Annotated in this window: 17 protein-coding genes; 14 read left to right on the top strand and 3 right to left on the bottom strand. The window is 60.2% G+C overall.

Annotation, left to right across the window (positions count from 1 at the left end; translation table 11 throughout):
• Positions 1–2 precede the first annotated feature (2 nt).
• Positions 3–788, bottom strand: coding sequence for an alpha/beta fold hydrolase (locus ACSQ2W_RS12005; protein ID WP_436086431.1), 786 nt, complete (start codon positions 786–788; stop codon positions 3–5).
• Positions 789–1,064: 276 nt separating this feature from the next.
• On the opposite strand from ACSQ2W_RS12005, the gene ACSQ2W_RS12010 reads away from it, so the two are divergent.
• The 8 genes from ACSQ2W_RS12010 to ACSQ2W_RS12045 all read left to right on the top strand — a co-directional run bounded on the left by ACSQ2W_RS12010 (position 1,065) and on the right by ACSQ2W_RS12045 (position 8,343).
• Positions 1,065–1,520, top strand: a complete 456-nt coding sequence (locus ACSQ2W_RS12010; RefSeq protein WP_436082448.1) for a carboxymuconolactone decarboxylase family protein — start codon at positions 1,065–1,067, stop codon at positions 1,518–1,520.
• 253 nt (positions 1,521–1,773) lie between these two features.
• Positions 1,774–2,739 (top strand): MBL fold metallo-hydrolase, encoded by a 966-nt coding sequence (locus ACSQ2W_RS12015; protein ID WP_436086432.1) that lies wholly within the window; start codon positions 1,774–1,776, stop codon positions 2,737–2,739.
• Between the two features lie 130 nt (positions 2,740–2,869).
• Positions 2,870–3,622: an SDR family oxidoreductase gene (locus tag ACSQ2W_RS12020; RefSeq protein ID WP_436086433.1), complete on the top strand. Its 753-nt coding sequence runs from the start codon at positions 2,870–2,872 to the stop codon at positions 3,620–3,622.
• Positions 3,623–3,683: 61 nt separating this feature from the next.
• On the top strand, positions 3,684–4,100 hold the full coding sequence (locus ACSQ2W_RS12025; RefSeq protein WP_436086434.1) for a cupin domain-containing protein: 417 nt from the start codon (positions 3,684–3,686) through the stop codon (positions 4,098–4,100).
• 75 nt (positions 4,101–4,175) lie between these two features.
• Positions 4,176–5,219, top strand: a complete 1,044-nt coding sequence (locus ACSQ2W_RS12030) for a mechanosensitive ion channel family protein (RefSeq protein ID WP_436086435.1) — start codon at positions 4,176–4,178, stop codon at positions 5,217–5,219.
• A 6-nt stretch (positions 5,220–5,225) separates the two neighbouring features.
• The gene (locus tag ACSQ2W_RS12035; RefSeq protein ID WP_436086436.1) at positions 5,226–6,710 is read left to right on the top strand and encodes an ATP-binding protein; all 1,485 of its coding nucleotides are present in this window, start codon (positions 5,226–5,228) and stop codon (positions 6,708–6,710) included.
• Positions 6,707–7,096 carry a response regulator gene (locus ACSQ2W_RS12040; RefSeq protein WP_436086437.1) on the top strand — a complete coding sequence of 130 codons (390 nt, stop codon included), beginning with the start codon at positions 6,707–6,709 and terminating at the stop codon, positions 7,094–7,096. The genes ACSQ2W_RS12035 and ACSQ2W_RS12040 overlap by 4 nt, the downstream gene beginning before the upstream one ends.
• Positions 7,093–8,343, top strand: coding sequence for an adenylate/guanylate cyclase domain-containing protein (locus ACSQ2W_RS12045; RefSeq protein WP_436086438.1), 1,251 nt, complete (start codon positions 7,093–7,095; stop codon positions 8,341–8,343). Before ACSQ2W_RS12040 ends, ACSQ2W_RS12045 begins: the two co-directional genes overlap by 4 nt.
• 472 nt (positions 8,344–8,815) lie before the next feature.
• On the opposite strand, the gene ACSQ2W_RS12050 is transcribed toward ACSQ2W_RS12045, so the two are convergent.
• Together ACSQ2W_RS12050 and ACSQ2W_RS12055 are read right to left on the bottom strand one after the other, a co-directional pair.
• Positions 8,816–9,925 carry a sulfite oxidase gene (locus ACSQ2W_RS12050; protein WP_436086439.1) on the bottom strand — a complete coding sequence of 370 codons (1,110 nt, stop codon included), beginning with the start codon at positions 9,923–9,925 and terminating at the stop codon, positions 8,816–8,818.
• A 351-nt stretch (positions 9,926–10,276) separates the two neighbouring features.
• Positions 10,277–11,173 carry a LysR family transcriptional regulator gene (locus tag ACSQ2W_RS12055; protein ID WP_436086440.1) on the bottom strand — a complete coding sequence of 299 codons (897 nt, stop codon included), beginning with the start codon at positions 11,171–11,173 and terminating at the stop codon, positions 10,277–10,279.
• Between the two features lie 106 nt (positions 11,174–11,279).
• Between ACSQ2W_RS12055 and ACSQ2W_RS12060 the strand changes: the two genes are divergently transcribed.
• The 6 genes from ACSQ2W_RS12060 (at position 11,280) to ACSQ2W_RS12085 (ending at position 16,298) form a co-directional block, all read left to right on the top strand.
• The gene (locus ACSQ2W_RS12060; protein ID WP_436086441.1) at positions 11,280–11,966 is read left to right on the top strand and encodes a DsbA family protein; all 687 of its coding nucleotides are present in this window, start codon (positions 11,280–11,282) and stop codon (positions 11,964–11,966) included.
• A gap of 7 nt (positions 11,967–11,973) precedes the next feature.
• Entirely contained in the window at positions 11,974–12,459 is a 486-nt protein-coding gene (locus tag ACSQ2W_RS12065; RefSeq protein WP_436086442.1) for a GlcG/HbpS family heme-binding protein, read from the top strand.
• Positions 12,460–12,519: 60 nt separating this feature from the next.
• Positions 12,520–13,416 (top strand): MBL fold metallo-hydrolase, encoded by an 897-nt coding sequence (locus ACSQ2W_RS12070; protein WP_436086443.1) that lies wholly within the window; start codon positions 12,520–12,522, stop codon positions 13,414–13,416.
• Positions 13,417–13,421: 5 nt separating this feature from the next.
• Positions 13,422–13,817, top strand: coding sequence for a nuclear transport factor 2 family protein (locus ACSQ2W_RS12075; RefSeq protein ID WP_436086444.1), 396 nt, complete (start codon positions 13,422–13,424; stop codon positions 13,815–13,817).
• A gap of 835 nt (positions 13,818–14,652) precedes the next feature.
• Complete coding sequence (locus ACSQ2W_RS12080) at positions 14,653–15,396, top strand: SDR family NAD(P)-dependent oxidoreductase (protein ID WP_436086445.1); 744 nt, start codon at positions 14,653–14,655, stop codon at positions 15,394–15,396.
• A complete protein-coding gene (locus ACSQ2W_RS12085; protein ID WP_436086446.1) occupies positions 15,393–16,298 on the top strand; it encodes an RNA polymerase sigma factor in 906 nt (301 codons plus the stop codon). Before ACSQ2W_RS12080 ends, ACSQ2W_RS12085 begins: the two co-directional genes overlap by 4 nt.
• Positions 16,299–16,419 lie beyond the last annotated feature (121 nt).

Below are 16,419 nucleotides of genomic sequence, written 5' to 3' on the forward strand. Positions count from 1 at the left end.
GTTCACCGGGCGGATGCCGCTTCTTCGATGAGAGCGGTGACTTCGCCGGGATTCGAGACCATGAGCGCGTGCGAGGCCCCGTCGACCACGACAGTCTTCGCAGCGTGCGCGCGCTCGGCCATGAACCGCATGACCGCTGGCGGAATGTTGCGGTCGGCGGACCCGTAGATCATGTAGGAGGGCAGCAGCTTCCACGATGCGGCGCCGGAGGGTTCGGCGAGCGCAGCCTGGGCGACGGGACGCTGCGTTGAGGCCATCAGCGCCGCCTTGTCATCTGAAACGTCGGCGGCGAACTGGAGATGAAATTTGGACGGCTGGATGTAGAGGTCCTGCGTGCCATCCGGCAGCGTCACGGGCGCAAGCGCGCCGGCAAGTGTACCGCCCGGAAATTTACCCGACAGGGTGAGGCTGGATTCGCCGGTATCCGGCATGAAGCCTGCAACATAAACCAGGGCCTTCACGTTCGGATTGCCGTTTGCGGCTTCGGTGATGACCGGTCCACCATAGGAATGGCCCACCAGAACCACCGGTCCATGGATGGCGCGAACGACCGCCGCGACGGATGCGGCGTCCGACGCGACGCTGCGAAGCGGGTTGGCCGCCGCGATCGCAACATAGCCATCCTTGGTCAGGCGGGCAATCACAGCATCCCAGCTCGAGGATTCGGCAAAGGCGCCATGAACGAGAACGACTGTCGGCTTGAGATCGTGATCTTGGGACTGTGCGCTTGCGACAGTCAGCGTGGCGATCGCGGCGCCAAGCGCCAAGACCTTGATAATTTTGAGCATCTGCTTTCTCCTAACGCTGCGGTTGCCTATGCCGGAGAATGCAGGGGTTTGCGGTCGCAAACCATTCTACGTGGGACGCGCCTATCCACTGCCGAAGTATAGGAGGAGCTGGCCCAAACGGCGAGAAACCTGATCGATAGGCAAGGCTCAGCTCCATCAGATGTTAACCGGGCGTGCCTTCCGGACAGATGGATGATCCGCGATGCCGGGGATAGTTGGTGATCGGGGCGACGCGCGTAGCTTCGACCCGATCGCAATCAATCCACGGAGAGCAGGATGACCAAACGCTTGAACATATTGGCCAGGAAGAATGACGGCATCGATGGCCTCGTTGCCGTCGAGGCCTGGATTGCCAAGAGCTTCGATTCCAAACTGATGGAGCTCGTCAAGGTGCGGGTGTCGCAGATCAACGGCTGCGCTCATTGCCTGCACATGCATCGTCATGACGCGCTGAAACAGGGCGAGACGGAAGAGCGTATGCTTCTTCTGAGCGCCTGGCGCGAATCGCAGCTCTACAGCGACCGGGAGCGCGCAGCACTCGCCTGGGCCGAGTCGCTGACCAATATCGCCGAGAGCCGTGCGCCGGATGCGGATTATGAAGTTGCCAAAAGCACTTTCTCGGAAGACGAACTCCTGGCGCTGTCTATCGGCATCGCCATGATCAATGCCTGGAACCGGCTGGCAATCGGCTTTCGACTGCAGCATCCGGCAGACCACAAGCGCGCCGCTTGATCGTCGAGCAGACGCGAACGCGCCGGGCGGTTTCATCCGCCCGGCAAGGTCCAATGCAAAGCTCTGCTCCTTCGTGCCAGCCTCTTCACTGCCAAATCTCCGCTGCGACCGCATTGAGAGCATAGGCTACCCTATCCTCAGGTATGGCCTTTCCTCTTCCTTGGCCGGATCGACCGCCAAACGCGCCTCAGCATAAAATCCGCGCCGTGGCTTGTAACCGACACATTTCAATCACCCAAAACAGGAGCGCATTATGTTGCAGACAGAAACGAAACTCCCGATTGCTCAGCAGGAGACCAACATGAGCTTGGACAACAACTCACAACTCGGCAGAACGGGACCCGAAGAGTTGGTCCCGTCGCGCTACGCGGTGCGGGTCGGCGAGATTGACGTGCTGGTGGTCAGCGATGGAGTGCTACCGCTCCCAACTGAAATGCTGGGACACAACGCTGATCCAGCCGCCCGGGCGGCCTGGCTGGACGAGATGTTCTTGCCAGCGGATGCTTTCGACTGGTCGCTCAACGTCGCCCTGGTGCGCAGCGGGGATCGGACCATCCTGATCGACGCCGGGCTGGGACTGGATCCGAATTTGAACCTCCCGCGAGCTGGCCAGTTGGTCAGGCGACTGGACTCAGCCGGCATTGATCTTGGGTCTGTGACCGATATTGTGCTTACCCATTTGCACATGGACCATATCGGCGGTCTCCTCGTCGAAGGTGTGAAGGACCGGCTGCGACCAGATCTGCAGATTCATGTGGCAGCCGCTGAGGTCAAGTTTTGGGAGGCGCCCGACTTTACCCACGTCCACATGCCGCAGGGATTCCCGGACGCGCTTAAGGCAACCGCCAAGCGTTTCATGGAAGAATACCGGAGCCATCTGCGGCAGTTCGATGAACGACATGAGGTGGCACCAGGCGTGGTCGTTCAGCGCACCGGCGGCCATACGCCGGGGCACAGCGTAGTTCGTCTGGCATCTGGTGGTGACCGGCTAACATTTGCTGGCGATGCCGTTTTCACGGTCGGCTTCGATCACCCCGACTGGTTCAACGGTTTCGAGCACGATCCCGAGGAGGCGGCTCGCGTTCGCGTCCGTCTTCTGACGGAGCTGGCACGGACTGGCGAACAGCTCGTCGCCACTCACCTGCCGTTCCCGTCCGTTGGCCGGGTGGCGATCGACGGCGATGCGTTTCGCTGGGTTCCGGTCTTCTGGGATTACTGACCACTTATTGGTTCAGAGCGCGCCCGGCTCTGCCGACAGATCCACGGCTTCGCAGGGCCGGCCTGGACCAAAGACCTTCGAAAACGAACAAACAAAGCGGCGCATCGAGTGGCCGCGCATGGAGAAGCTCATGAAAATCGTCATCATCGGCGGAACCGGCCTGATCGGTTCAAAGACAGCCGACCGCCTTCGCAAGCAAGGCCATGAAGTCATTGCCGCCGCTCCGAACACCGGCGTCAATACGATCACGGGTGAAGGTCTCCCCGAGGCTCTCGCCGGGGCCTCCGTCGTTATCGACCTCGCAAACTCGCCGTCCTTCGAAGATAAGGCCGTGCTCGAATTCTTTGAGACGTCGGGCCGCAATCTGATGGCTGCGGAAAAGGCAGCCGGCGTAAAGCACCACATCGCGCTTTCCATCGTCGGCGTCGATCGGTTGCCGGACAGCGGCTACATGCGGGCCAAGGTCGCCCAGGAAAAGATCATCCGGGAATCCGGCGTCCCCTATACGATCGTCCACTCGACGCAATTCATGGAATTTCTCAGCGGCATCGCCCAGTCCGGCACGATCGGCGACACGGTGCATCTGTCGCCAGCCTACGTCCAGCCCATCGCCTCGGACGATGTGGCCGACAACATGGCCGCCATTGCGACGGTCGCGCCGATCAATGGCGTTGTGGAGATCTCGGGGCCGGAGCGTGTCCGGCTGAACGAGCTCGTCGCCCGCTACCTCAAAGCAATGGGCGATGCCCGCAAGGTCGAGGCAGATCCGGAGGCGCGCTACTTCGGCGCCAAACTGGAAGATGGCTCGCTCGTTTCCGATAACAATCCTCTCCTCGGCCGGATCACCTTCGAGCAGTGGTTCGCAACCTCTGCCCGCAAATGAATGGATGACGGTGTGCCGCCCCATGCGGTGCACCATCCAGCCCTCAAGAAAGGAATTCGACATGATGAAGCCAATCCTTGCCCTTGCCGTAGCTGCCCTCTTGTCTACGACGGCTACTGCCCACGATGCCGGTGAGAAGGACGCCAAAGTCACCCTAGTCTACGAGCACGAATTGCCGAACGCCCGGGGCAAAAGCATGAAAAGTGTTCTCGTTGAATATGGTCCAGGCGGCTTTTCCTCGGCCCACACTCACCCAAGCTCCGCCTTCATCTATGCGACTGTCCTAGAGGGTGCCATCCGCAGCCAAGTCAATGACGGTCCTGTAAAGGTCTACAAGGCGGGCGAAAGCTTCTCCGAGATGCCGGGCGATCGGCATGGCGTCAGCGAAAATGCCAGCACGACCAAGCCTGCCAAGCTGTTGGCTGTTTTCGTCGTCGACAGCAGCGAGAAGGAACTGACTTTCCCGATCAAGAAGTAGGCGAAAGGGCCAGCGGTTGTCTGCGGCATCCGGCCCTTTCCCCATCGTTAAAAATCACCGCTGGTGAGCTCGGCCATGTTCGGCGAAGATCATTTCCTGCCGCTTGTCCTGATCAATATTCTGGGGCTCGCCGGCATTCTCATATGGCACATTCAGGGACGCAGCCGTCCGACCGGACGGCTGATCGTGCAAATTCTGTTCTTCGCCACGATGAGCCTCGTGCTCGGGCTGGGCGGAATTTCACCTTACCAGCTCGACCAGACCGAGCTTGAGGGCACCGGCCCATTAATTGCCAAGTCGGCGAGGATCCTCTGGTGGACCCATCTTGCGTGGACGATCATCGGCTTCGTGCACATCTATATCGGTCTCAACCGTAGGCCGCGGGAGGCACATCTCCTGCAGGATCTGATCGTCGCCGTCGTTTATCTCGGCGTGGCGCTGTCGATCATTGGCTTCGTCTTTGGCGCGCCAATAGGCCCATTGGTTGCCACCTCGGGCGTGGTCGCCGTCATCATCGGCCTGGCGCTGCAGAATACGCTTGCCGACGTCTTTTCGGGGATCGCGCTCACGCTCGGGCGGGCTTATGTCATCGGCGACTGGATCCGACTCAGCGACGGCACGGAAGGGCGCGTCGCCGAAACCAACTGGCGCTCGACGAATCTGCTGACCGGCGCGCACAATGTGGTGGTGGTACCCAACGGCGTCCTGGCGAAGCAAGGGGTAACCAATCTCAGCCGTCCTGACGAAACGCACTGGATTGCGTTTACCGTGCACATTGCCGCCACTCACGCGCCGTCCGTCGTTGAAGAAGTCATGCTGGGCGTTCTGCGGGACTGCGAGCGAATCGTCAAGGTTCCGCCGCCGGCCATCGCGCTCAAAGCGATTGATGCGATGGCTATCGAGGTCGAGCTGCAGTTCTGCGTGGCGAGCCCGGCGAACCGAATGCCGGCCAAAAATGAGGTCATCGATCTCGTCTATCGCGATTGCGAGACGAACGGCCTTTCTCTGGCAATGCCGCCCGAGAGCCTGCTCTGGGGGCCAGCCGTTAGGGGCGGTGAGCCCGCAGCTATCGTCAGGCCGCTCTCATCCGGCAATGCGCATGCTTCAGACTATAAATGATCAGCCATGGACATCGAACTGAGACGCAGGATTGACGAGCTTGAGCAGCAACTGCGCTCCGCAGCGGCCGAGAATGCCAACCTGCAATCGGAGCTTGCGATTGCGCTGGAACGCCAGACCATCACCGCGCAAATTCTCAACGTCATCTCCATGTCGCGAACCGACGTGCAACCGGTTTTCGACGTCATTTCTGAGAGCTCCCGGCGGCTACTCGGCGGTCAAACGGCGCTTGTGACGCGCGTCGTAGGTGGCATGCTTCATCTGGCGGCATGCACGGCGGGAAGCCGGGCCAGCCACGAGGAGATCCGGGCCTCATTTCCTACTCCGCTGACATCCTCAGGGATCCACAGCCGAGCCGCAATGAATTCGGCCATGGCGTTCCGCTCCGATATCGAAACCGAACCCGGCGTCCCTCAAGCGGTCAAGGAGATGGCGCGCGTCAGGGGATACCGAAGCATCATCGTAGTGCCCATGCTTCGCGAGGGCATCGCTATCGGCACGATCGGTGTTTCGCGTGTCGAGCCGGGGACCTTCAGCGACAGCCAGATCAACCTTCTCAACACGTTCGCCGATCAGGCCGTAATCGCGATCGAGAACGCGCGGCTGTTCGAAGAAATCCAGGCACGGACCGCGCTGCTCGCCAAGTCTCTTGACGATCTGCGCGCCGCACAGGACCGTCTGGTGCAGACCGAAAAGCTGACCTCGCTCGGCCAGCTCACTGCAGGCATCGCGCACGAGATCAAGAACCCGCTCAACTTCGTCAACAATTTCGCAGCCCTCTCAGCCGAACTGACGGATGAGTTGAATGATGCGCTCGCGCCCCTCGCGCTCCCGAATGATGTTCGCGACGAACTCGACGAATTACGCGGGCTCTTGAAGGACAATCTGCAAAAGATCGTGCAGCACGGCAAGCGAGCCGATTCCATCGTCACGAACATGCTCTTGCATTCGCGCGGAGGCGGCGGCGAACACCGGCCAACGGACGTGAATGCTCTGGTCGAAGAGAGCCTCAACCTCGCTTATCACGGCGCGCGTGCCGAGAAGCCGCTGTTCAACGTGACCCTCCGACGCGAGTTCGATCCCGACGCCGGCATCGCCGAGATGTTCCCGCAGGAGATCACGCGCGTGCTGCTGAACCTGATGTCCAATGGCTTCTATGCCGTGGCAAAACGCAGAGGCGAAAACAGCCTCGGCTTTGAAGCCGAGCTCAGCGCCAGCACACGCAACCGTGGCGAACATGTCGAAATCCGCATCCGCGACAACGGCGTCGGCATTCCGCCAGAGGTCAAGGAGAAGATGTTCAATCCATTTTTCACAACCAAGCCGCCTGGCGAAGGCACTGGCCTCGGGCTTTCTATGAGCCACGACATCATCGTGAAGCAACACGGCGGCAGCATCGATGTCGAGACCGAGCCCGGTGTGTTTACCGAGTTCACCATCCTGCTGCCGCGCGGGAGCAATTTTTCGCACATTCGGAGAGGTGAGCCGTGACTGAATTGGTTCTGGTGGTGGATGACGAAGCGGACGTCGAGGTCTTGTTCCGTCAGCAATTCCGCCGCGACCTTCGCGCCCGACGCTTCGTGATGGATTTTGCCGCCTCAGCAGCGCAGGCCCTGACCCGCATTGCCGACACTGGCGAGCAAACGCTGGTTCTGATTTTCTCCGACATTAACATGCCTGGGATGAACGGTCTCGACATGCTGTCGGAGATGCGCGCACGGCGGCCAGATGTTCCTGTCATCATGATCACCGCCTATGGAGCTGCCGAGACGCGCAGGACTGCGCTGGATCGAGGCGCGGAGGGCCTGCTGACCAAGCCGATCGACTTCGGCCAGCTCCGCCAGGTCATCGATGCGAGACTGGGACCGGCCGCATGACTGCAACTATTCTCGTGGTCGATGACGAGCCAGACCTGGCGACGCTTATTCTGCGGAAATTCCGAAGGCAAGTTCGCGACGGGCACATCAGTTTCGTGTTCGCGCTTGACGGTGTAGAGGCGCTCCACGCGATCGAGCAGCATCCCCATGTCGATCTTGTAATCATGGACATCAACATGCCGCGGATGGATGGGCTCTCACTGCTGGCGAAATTGCAGGAACGAGAGGACAAGAAGTCGGCCATCATCGTCTCGGCCTACAGTGATATGAGTAATATACGCACCGCGATGAATCGCGGTGCGTTCGACTTCCTAACCAAACCGATCGATTTCGCCGATCTGGAAGCAACGATCCTGAAGACCATCCGTCACGTCGAGGTCTTGCGTGAGGCACGGCGCCTCCAGGCGGAAGCGGAGCGCGCGCATGCGTCGTTGTCGCGCTATTTTTCGCCCGAACTTGCTAGGCGCCTTGCCGCCGGCGGCGATGACGATGACATGCAGGTACGCTGGCGCGACATCGCTGTGATCTTCACGGACATCACAGGCTTCACCTCGCTCGTCGAGACAGCCGTTCCCGAGGTGCTGGCGGAATTGCTCAACGAATATATCGGCGGCCTGACGGATGTCGTCTTCGCGCATGAAGGAACGGTGGCCAAAGTGATCGGCGATGCCGTTCAGGTGCTGTTCAATGCACCTGGCGACCAGGCCGATTATGCAACCCGCGCGATCGCCTGCGCACAAGCGCTCGACCAATGGGCAGAGGCGTTTCGCGAGCGCTGGAAGCAGAAAGGCGTTGGTTTCGGGACCACACGTATTGGCGTTCACGCAGGCCCCGCGCTGGTCGGCAATTTCGGCGGCGATCGCTTCTTCGATTTCACTGCCTATGGCGACACAATCAACACTGCCGCGAGGCTAGAAGCCGCGAACAAGACGCTGGGCACGCGGATTTGCGTCAGCGACAGTGTCGCGAGCGGGGCAAGGAAATTCAGTGGGCGGCCGATAGGCGATCTTGTCCTGCGCGGACGCAACGAGCCGTTGCGCGCTCACGAGCCCTTGTCGGCGGCGCAGTTCAATGCGCCGGTCACGGCGCAGTATATGACAGCATTTACCAAGCTCGAGCAGAATTGCGCCGCCGCCATGCCGGCTTTCGCCGCGCTGGTTGGCATGCACTCCGATGATCCGCTCGCCAGCTATCATTTGAGGCGGCTGCTCAACGGTGCCACGGGTACTCGCATACAGGTGGGATGATTGACCATGAGCTTAACGACCCATGTCATGCCCTCTCATACGACGCCAAGCTCTTTCAAAGGTTAGGACGAAAGCTCCGTTCCAGCGAAACGTATCGCAGGGGTTCTCGATTTGCGCTCAAAAGATCGCATAAAGTATCGCTTGGAGCTACCGGTCGATCGCGCACGAATGGCAAACCTCTCGAATAACAATTCTAAGATCGTTTTATCGAATGGCGACGATGTTGGGATCCGACTGTCGCGCGAAAGCACAAGTCTCCGCGCCATCAGGCCCGAGACCCGCACCTGGGACCATTGCGTGGGCCGGAAATAAGTCCAATGGTAACCTTTATTATCAGCGTTGCGAATGACAGCAATGCGCCGTCATAATGGTCATCGAGCCACCCGTCGCTGTTGCTGCAAAGCGGACATGACGCAGTGACAACGCGGGTCGCAGTTGCGCCAAAAGCCGCCATTCCGCCCTATGCGGGTGATTAGATCACGAATTCCTCCTCGTACGTCTGTGGCTCGGGAACGACCGTAACCTCCACCGGAACGATCCAATTGGCCGCGTAGCTCTCGCAGTCGGAACGCTGGAGGTCAGGCTGCACGCACCCCGCCCCATCGATCGCGCGACATCGCAGTATATATCGCCCCACTTCTTCAGGGGTCCACATGTACTCCCACAAGCGCCATGCAAAGGGACGTTCTGTTTCGAGGAGCCTTCCCTCGCGCCAGCCCCTGCCATCTCCGGTGCAGACCTGCACCTGCCGGATAACAGCCTCTCCGCTCCAGGCGGCTCCGAAAATCCGGTACGGTTGGCCGGCGATGAGATGCGCCCCCTGTACGGGACGCGCGATCTGCGCTTTGACCTCCATCTCCGCAAGGGGGACCAGCCTGGGTTCCCCGAGGCTGCGCTCCCAACGGAAATAGTCGCGCGCCTGCCAGTAGCCAAGGAACGGTTGCTCCACAACCGTGATATGCGTGATCCACTTGACCCAAGCCATGCCGAACCAGCCACCCACGACCGCGCGCAGCGGGTAGCCGTGATCGCGCGTCAACGGCTCCTCGTTCATCGAATAGGCAAGGATCGTGCTGTCAGCGATGGCCTTCTCAAGCGGTAAACTGCGCGCAAAAGCGATGGGGCCGGGAGAAGCCGTTTTCTTGTTCGTGTCGACGACGCCGCTGTCGGCGCCTGCGAGCAGAACCTCACGTGCGGTTCGCTTAACGCCCGCCATTTCCAAAATCTCGCGCAGAAGAACACCTGTCCACGCGGCATTGCCGACGGCTCCGTTCTGCCACTGCAACCCCTCCTTCGGCGGCACATAGTAGACGCGCCCGTTCCCTGCACACTCGACGACGGCGGTGAAAGTCGTGCTCCGCATCGCCTTGATGCTGTCGAGGTCAAGTTCGATCGGCCGCTCCACCGCCCCGCCAACGCGCAATCTCCAGTCTCGCGCATCGAGGTCCGGCGACGGGAAATGGTTTCGCACGAAGAACAGCTCGGTTGGGATCAGCCAATCGGAGAGCGACGCAAACGGAAACTCGATGTTCTCTGGGGATTTCTGTCGAACTATTAGACTGGGTTGCTGTGGTGTCGGCATCGTCCTCGTCTCCCCTTTCAAGAGCACAACGTCGGCTCTCGGTCGCGCGAATTCCGGTACGATCACACCGCCCCTCGCAGTGCGTCTGTCGCATTCCGCCTTCGGTCCGCATTCTAGCACATACCGCACGTTCCTCGGATCGACCTAGAACGGCAGCAAAGGGGCCGACGGCGGTCTTGACCGCTTTGCGCCGTCATATCAGTCTTAGAGTCAGCCGTTGCCTCTGCCCGAAAGCAGACACCACATTGCTTTCTGCCTGACGGCATCTGTGCACGCCAGAACCAGACAACGCGCCGCAGACTTACAACATCCGATATCAATTTCCGATCGTTTACGCGACATTCGATAGCTTCACGCCTTCAACGCTGCGATCAGCATGTCGACAAACACGGAAACTTTGGGCGGCCGAAATCGTGCCGCGGGATAGACTGTGTAAACGCCGCCCGATGGGAGCTGCCATTCAGGCAGGACGGGAATGAGGTCTCCAGCCAACAGGTCGGATGTCGCGAGAAAATCTGGAAGGACCGATAGACCTGCGCCTTGTCGGACCGCCTCCATGACCGCTGGCGTGGTATTGATCGCGATGTCCGCGTTAAAGCGGACACTCCTGATGCCTCCATCGCTGCGAGTGAACGTCCATTCAAGCGGCTCTCTCAAAGCGTTGTTGGCCACGAAGGGCAGAGGCGTGCAGTCATTCGGGTCACGCAGCGCCGCTATCTCCCCGGCGAAGGCTTGTGATCCCACCAGGAGTTGGCGGAACGAGCCGATCCGTCGCGCCTGCATGCTGGAATCCGCCAGCCAACCGACGCGGACGGCAAGGTCCATGTTCTCGGCAACCAGATCAACCATGGTGTCACTGAGGTTTAGCTCTACCTTGCAATCATCATAGCGCCGGCTGAAGGCTGTGACCAAGGGTACAACAACCGAGGTGCCGTAGTCGTAGGGGGCGGTGATCCTCAGAAGGCCCTTGGGTTCCGTCCTGCCTTGAGCCAACTCTCCCAAGGCGTCCTCTGCCTCGCGAAGGATCGAGACGCATCGGGCGTGAAACAACAGCCCGGCTTCGGTCGCCTGCACCCGCCGCGTGGTGCGCATCAGCAAGGTGGTGCCGATCTCCTGTTCAAGCTTCGCGACCTGCTGGCTGACAACCGCCTTGGTGATGCCCAGATATTCCGCAGCTCTCGTGAACGATCCCGCGTCGACGACGGCCACGAAATAGGCCAGCCGATTGAGATTGGTTGCTTCCTGCATAGTACCCTCCGATTTTATTGTCAGCTTTTAGCATACATTCTGTCATTTTTCTCGATCTTCTCGTTCCAATCGGATCATGTCATCTATGGCTCAAGAAGGAGCCGACATGACTGGCAAGATCCACATCACCTATCTCTTCGATCCACTTTGCGGCTGGTGTTATGGCGCATCGCCGCTGCTCGCACAGCTCGCCGCGGCACCTGATCTGACAGTGTCGCTCGCCCCGACCGGACTGTTTTCCGATTCCGGGGCCAGGGCGATGGACGAACAGTTCGCCGCCTTCGCCTGGTCAAACGACCAGCGCATTGGGAGTCTCACGGGGCAGCGGTTTACCGATGTCTACCGGAGCCAGGTTCTGGCAAAAGGCAGCATGCTGGATTCTGGTCCAGCCACGCTGGCACTGACTGCCGTTGCCCTGACAGCGGGGCAGCACGAACTCGATGCGCTCCGGTTCATCCAGGAGGCTCGCTATATTTCGGGCCGCGATGTCACGGACATGTCCGAACTGCAGAGCGTGCTGGTCAGTGTTGGACTTGATGCGGCAGCCTCCCGCCTCGCTTCTCCCGATTCCGATCTGCTGGCCGCCAATCGAGCGCGCATGGCCTCGGCGCGCGCCCTGATGCGGGAGTTCTCAGTCAATGGCGTACCGGGATTGATCGTGGATGACGGCGCGCACCGGACTTTGCTCAAGGCGCAGGACCTATTCAGCGGCGGCGATCTCCTCGCCAGGCTGTCCAACACAGGCGCTTCACCTGCGGGTCTCGCTCGCAATAGCCATCCGATGAAAGGATAACCCGGTGATGATCAAGCGTACGATCCATACAGTACTGGCTGTCTTCATGCTCGGGGCAGCATCGGCGACGCACGGTTTCGCCCAGAGTGTGCCACCCTACGGAGCGCCGATTAGCATCGACCGCGGCAAGCAGGTCGCCGCGGCCGCCCTCGCGGAAATGCGCAAGAAAGGCTTTGAGATGACGATCGCCATCGTCGATTCTGGCAGTAACCTCGTCTATCTCGAACGCTCCAATCAGGCGGGCATCGGCACGATCGACGCCGCGCTCGGTAAGGCGAAGGCCGCCAACGGTATCAAAACGCCGACCAAGGCGATCGAGGATATGATCCTTCAGAACAACCAGAGCAATCTGCTTGCCGTGCCGGGAGCTTTTCCGGTCGAAGGCGGAGTGCCTCTCGTTGCCGATGGCCAGGTAATCGGTGCGATCGGCGTCAGTGGCGGCATGCCCGCTGATGATGGCGCGATCGCCAATGCCGGCGCGAAGGCGCTCTAGCCCAGCCGCCAATCCACATCGTTAAGACGCATGAATAAACCAAGACAGGACACCAGGACCATGTTCACCAGGAGAACCATCATGAAAACCACTCTCGCCGCTGGCGTGACTGCCGTACTTGCACCCGCAGGCCTCGGCCACGCAGCAGGAAGCCTCACTTGGAAGCATTTCCCTGCAGGGCAGAATGGCTTCTTCCGCGCCCCCGTTCTGGTTTCCGGCGCGAACGAAGCTGTGCTGATCGATGGCGGCTTCACGCTGCCCGATGGAAAGGCGCTCGCCGACACCATCAAGGCGACGGGCAAAAAGCTGACCACGATTTACATCAGCCAGTCCGATCCAGACTATTACTTCAGCCTCGGCCCGATCAAGGTAGCTTTCCCCGATGCCAAGGTGATCGCTGCCTCGGCGACAGTCGATGCAATCAAGGCGAGCGTCGAAAAGAAGCTGACCGTCTGGGGGCCGCAGCTCAAGGAAAACGGTCCCCAGACCCTGGCTGACATCGTCATGCCGGAAACCTTTGACGGAAAGACGCTGACTGTTGATGGCGAGACCATCGAGATTGTCGATGCGGAAGGCATGGCCAATCGTCGCTACCTCTTCGTTCCATCGCTGAATGCCGTGTTCGGCGGCGTGATGATCTTCAACGGCGTCCACGTCTGGACGGCAGATACCAACAGCGCGGAACTGCGCGCCGCCTGGGTTGCCAATCTCGAAAAGCTCGCGGCGCGCAAGCCGGCCGTCGTCGTGGCCGGACACATGACGTCCGACGCCAAGACCGACCTCGCGGGTGTGGAACATACTATCGCCTACCTGAAGGCCTTCGAGGAAGAACTGGCCAAGGCAAAGGACTCCGCAACGCTGAAGGCCGCCATGGATGGCCGTTTCCCCAACCTCGGCATGGGTGTTGCGCTCGATATTGGCTCCAAGGTCGCGACCGGCGAAATGAAGTGGGGCTGATCGCCATGAGCGCTAATCTCGAAATCATCCGGGCCAGCTATGAGGGCTCATCGGAAGACAATGGCCGCAATCTACTTGCGGTCCTGGCACCCGATGCGACGTGGACGGAAGCCGAAGGTTTCCCCTACGCTGGTACCTATGCGGGACCCGACGCGATCGTCGCCGGCGTGTTTCACCGGCTTGGCACCGAGTGGATCGGTTATCGCGCCGACGTTCACACCTACATGGAGGATGGTGACCGTGTTGCGGCCTTCGGTGTCTATTCCGGCACATACAAGGCGACCGGAAAGTCTATGACGGCAAGCTTCGCTCACCTGTACCAAGTGCGGGACGGCAAGATTGCCAGCATGGTCCAATATGTCGATAGCCATATGGCAATGAAGGCGCTAACTCCCGACTGACGATCGCTGTCGCGCCCGTAGAAACCTGACAATACCCTTACTGATATGGATGTCAGGTTTCAGGTCATCTCAACGACATGTCGTCCGCTTAGGGCCGAAGCCAGATGTCGCCACACGACGGTTGCATGACCGCTTTCGTTTTCTACACCCCAGAAGCGGACAGTCCGCAGACGGCCCCAAGTCGGAAGTAATTTCCGCTTAGCGCCGTCATATCGGTCGTTTAGAGCACCCGCTCGAGTTCTTGAAAGCCGTCAGTCTGCTTCACCCAGCCGCTTCTGCAAAGCATGACCAGCCGACGTTGGGGCAAGGTCAGCCTCAGATCGGTAGTTTCATCACCGTCTTGTCCAAGCGCTGGAGCTTGATGTGGAGTCGAAATACAACAACGAGATCTTGGGTTCTGACCCGTTCAACAGCTAGCTTATTCGCTTGATAGTAATTTTGCCCGTGGTCGTTTGAGCAGCGCCGAGTGCCACATTATTACGGATCGTTTCCGCTATCCGGTAGCAATTGCCACCAGCATAGGGGAGAGCGACGGCAGCTTTGCGGGCGCGAAGTTGCCGTTCTCTGCCGTCCTGGGAACATCACCAAAGCCACGAAGATAAGACCTCCGTTGTGTCTGTCCACGAAGTGGGCATCGCAGGATCAAGCCGTACTCGCTGGTCCGAGTTGATCCGTTCTAGGCCGAAATCGACCACCGTCGAATTTCGGTCGAGTCAGACTTTTAGATGCTGGCCCCCACAAATCGCAGATGGCGATGACTCTTTTCACCTCGTTGGAACGTCGTTGTTGCGACCGTCGTCGAGCGGTCGGACTCGACCCAAATGAGGACTGAGAGATGGATCTGGAAGGAAAGCGAATCGTGGTTGTCGGCGGGAGCCGCGGCTTGGGGAGGGGGCTCGCCGAGGCATTTGTGGTTCGCGCGGCCGAAGTCACCGTGGTAGCCCGAAACGCGGCTGCCGTGCAGGGGGCAGGCGAGCAACCGGCCGTCACCGCCATATCGGCTGATGCAACCGATGTCGATGCGGCATGGCGGATCATGGAGCAGACGCGACCCGATCTCGTCATCATGAATGCCGGTGCGGAACCGCCCATGGAACGGATCGACCGGATTGGCTGGGAGGCATTCACGACCAACTGGAATGTGGACGTCAAGGCAGCGCTGCACTGGGTACAGGCTGCTCTGACGTTGCCGATGACGCCGGGCGGGCTTGTCGTCCTGGTCTCCAGTGGGGCCGCCGTGCAGGGGTCGCCGCTATCGGGCGGTTATGCGGGAGCCAAGCGCGCGCAGTGGTTCATTGCAAAATATGCCGAGAGCCTGTCGGCGGAACTCGGCCTGGGTCTGCGCTTCCGGGTCATCGTTCCCCGGCAGATCTTCGCCGGAACCGGTGTGGGCGATACCGGCATCGCGGCCTATGCCGCGGCGGCGGGTCGGACATTTGCCGAACAGGCCGCCACCTGGCCGGACATGACGCCGCGGGCTTTTGGCGATATGGTCGCCGACCTGATCGGTAGGACAGGCCTCGCCGAGGCTATGGTCTACGCGGTGCGTGGGGATACGGGTGTGACGGTCATCGAATGACAGAAGACGCTGCTCTCGAAGACGAAGAGAGGAAAACTCTGCTCGCAGCCCTGGCCAGGGAAGCGGACGCGCTTCGCCCCGAACTGCACCGCTATGCTGCTCGTCTGGTGGGTTCGGTGATCGACGGCGAGGATGTGATTCAGGACGCGTTTGCCAGGGTATTTGCGACGGCTGGCTCGATCCCGCCGGGTATGCCGCTGCGACCCTGGCTATTTCGCATTGTCCACAATCGAGCCATAGATGCCCTGCGCCTGCGCAGTACGCGCCGATCGGAGCCTCTTGAGATGGCTTTCGATCTGGCCGATATCAGCGCCGTCGGCCCGGAGGACGCGCTGATCCGGCAGGACGCGGTGCGGGTCGCCCTGGGCCACTTTGCAGAATTGCCGGTGCCGCAACGCAGCGCGGTGATCCTCAAGGATGTGTTGGGAGAGTCACTTGCGGACATAGCAGCGCTGCTGGAACTGAGTGTCGATGCCGTCAAGGCCCATCTGTCGCGCGGTCGGGCGAGATTGCGCGCCATCTCCGACGTGCGGTCCGAGGTTCCGCCACCGCCGAGTCCAGAGGTCCTGAACTTTGCAGCGCTCTTCAACGCCCGAGACTGGGACACTTTGCGTCGCATGCTGGCGCAGGATGTTCGGCTTCGTCAGGCGCGCCGGCCGGAAATCTCTGACGCCGCCAATGTCGGTCGATTTTTCACCTTTTATGCCGAGTATCCACCGGTCAGGATCGAACCGGCTTGGCTGGAAGGCCGGGAAATATTGCTGGTATCAGCCGAACCGTCGGGCGGTCCTTCATATTTCATGCTGCTCGAATGGCTGGGGCAAAAGATAACGCTGATCCGCGACCATCGCTATGCGACCTATGTCATGGACGGTGCGGACGTAATGCTGGCATCACGGTGACCTACATTGATTAAGACGCGCTTTCTCGAGGTCCAATTGCGGTCATTGGCTGTCTGCGCTTTCTAGGGGTCCGGCCCCACCCTTCGATATGATTGCCTCGGTCGACGCTAACAGTCCCAAA

The organism is Pararhizobium sp. LjRoot255 (assembly GCF_964252905.1).
Lineage (GTDB): Bacteria > Pseudomonadota > Alphaproteobacteria > Rhizobiales > Rhizobiaceae > Pararhizobium.

What these genes read in the sequence shown, in the direction of transcription:
- ACSQ2W_RS12005 (WP_436086431.1), bottom strand. Translation starts at nt 788, where the DNA reads ATGCTCAAAATTATCAAGGTCTTGGCGCTTGGCGCCGCGATCGCCACG.
- ACSQ2W_RS12010 (WP_436082448.1), top strand. Translation starts at nt 1,065, where the DNA reads ATGACCAAACGCTTGAACATATTGGCCAGGAAGAATGACGGCATCGAT.
- ACSQ2W_RS12015 (WP_436086432.1), top strand. Translation starts at nt 1,774, where the DNA reads ATGTTGCAGACAGAAACGAAACTCCCGATTGCTCAGCAGGAGACCAAC.
- ACSQ2W_RS12020 (WP_436086433.1), top strand. Translation starts at nt 2,870, where the DNA reads ATGAAAATCGTCATCATCGGCGGAACCGGCCTGATCGGTTCAAAGACA.
- ACSQ2W_RS12025 (WP_436086434.1), top strand. Translation starts at nt 3,684, where the DNA reads ATGATGAAGCCAATCCTTGCCCTTGCCGTAGCTGCCCTCTTGTCTACG.
- ACSQ2W_RS12030 (WP_436086435.1), top strand. Translation starts at nt 4,176, where the DNA reads ATGTTCGGCGAAGATCATTTCCTGCCGCTTGTCCTGATCAATATTCTG.
- ACSQ2W_RS12035 (WP_436086436.1), top strand. Translation starts at nt 5,226, where the DNA reads ATGGACATCGAACTGAGACGCAGGATTGACGAGCTTGAGCAGCAACTG.
- ACSQ2W_RS12045 (WP_436086438.1), top strand. Translation starts at nt 7,093, where the DNA reads ATGACTGCAACTATTCTCGTGGTCGATGACGAGCCAGACCTGGCGACG.
- ACSQ2W_RS12050 (WP_436086439.1), bottom strand. Translation starts at nt 9,925, where the DNA reads ATGCCGACACCACAGCAACCCAGTCTAATAGTTCGACAGAAATCCCCA.
- ACSQ2W_RS12055 (WP_436086440.1), bottom strand. Translation starts at nt 11,173, where the DNA reads ATGCAGGAAGCAACCAATCTCAATCGGCTGGCCTATTTCGTGGCCGTC.
- ACSQ2W_RS12060 (WP_436086441.1), top strand. Translation starts at nt 11,280, where the DNA reads ATGACTGGCAAGATCCACATCACCTATCTCTTCGATCCACTTTGCGGC.
- ACSQ2W_RS12065 (WP_436086442.1), top strand. Translation starts at nt 11,974, where the DNA reads ATGATCAAGCGTACGATCCATACAGTACTGGCTGTCTTCATGCTCGGG.
- ACSQ2W_RS12070 (WP_436086443.1), top strand. Translation starts at nt 12,520, where the DNA reads ATGTTCACCAGGAGAACCATCATGAAAACCACTCTCGCCGCTGGCGTG.
- ACSQ2W_RS12075 (WP_436086444.1), top strand. Translation starts at nt 13,422, where the DNA reads ATGAGCGCTAATCTCGAAATCATCCGGGCCAGCTATGAGGGCTCATCG.
- ACSQ2W_RS12080 (WP_436086445.1), top strand. Translation starts at nt 14,653, where the DNA reads ATGGATCTGGAAGGAAAGCGAATCGTGGTTGTCGGCGGGAGCCGCGGC.
- ACSQ2W_RS12085 (WP_436086446.1), top strand. Translation starts at nt 15,393, where the DNA reads ATGACAGAAGACGCTGCTCTCGAAGACGAAGAGAGGAAAACTCTGCTC.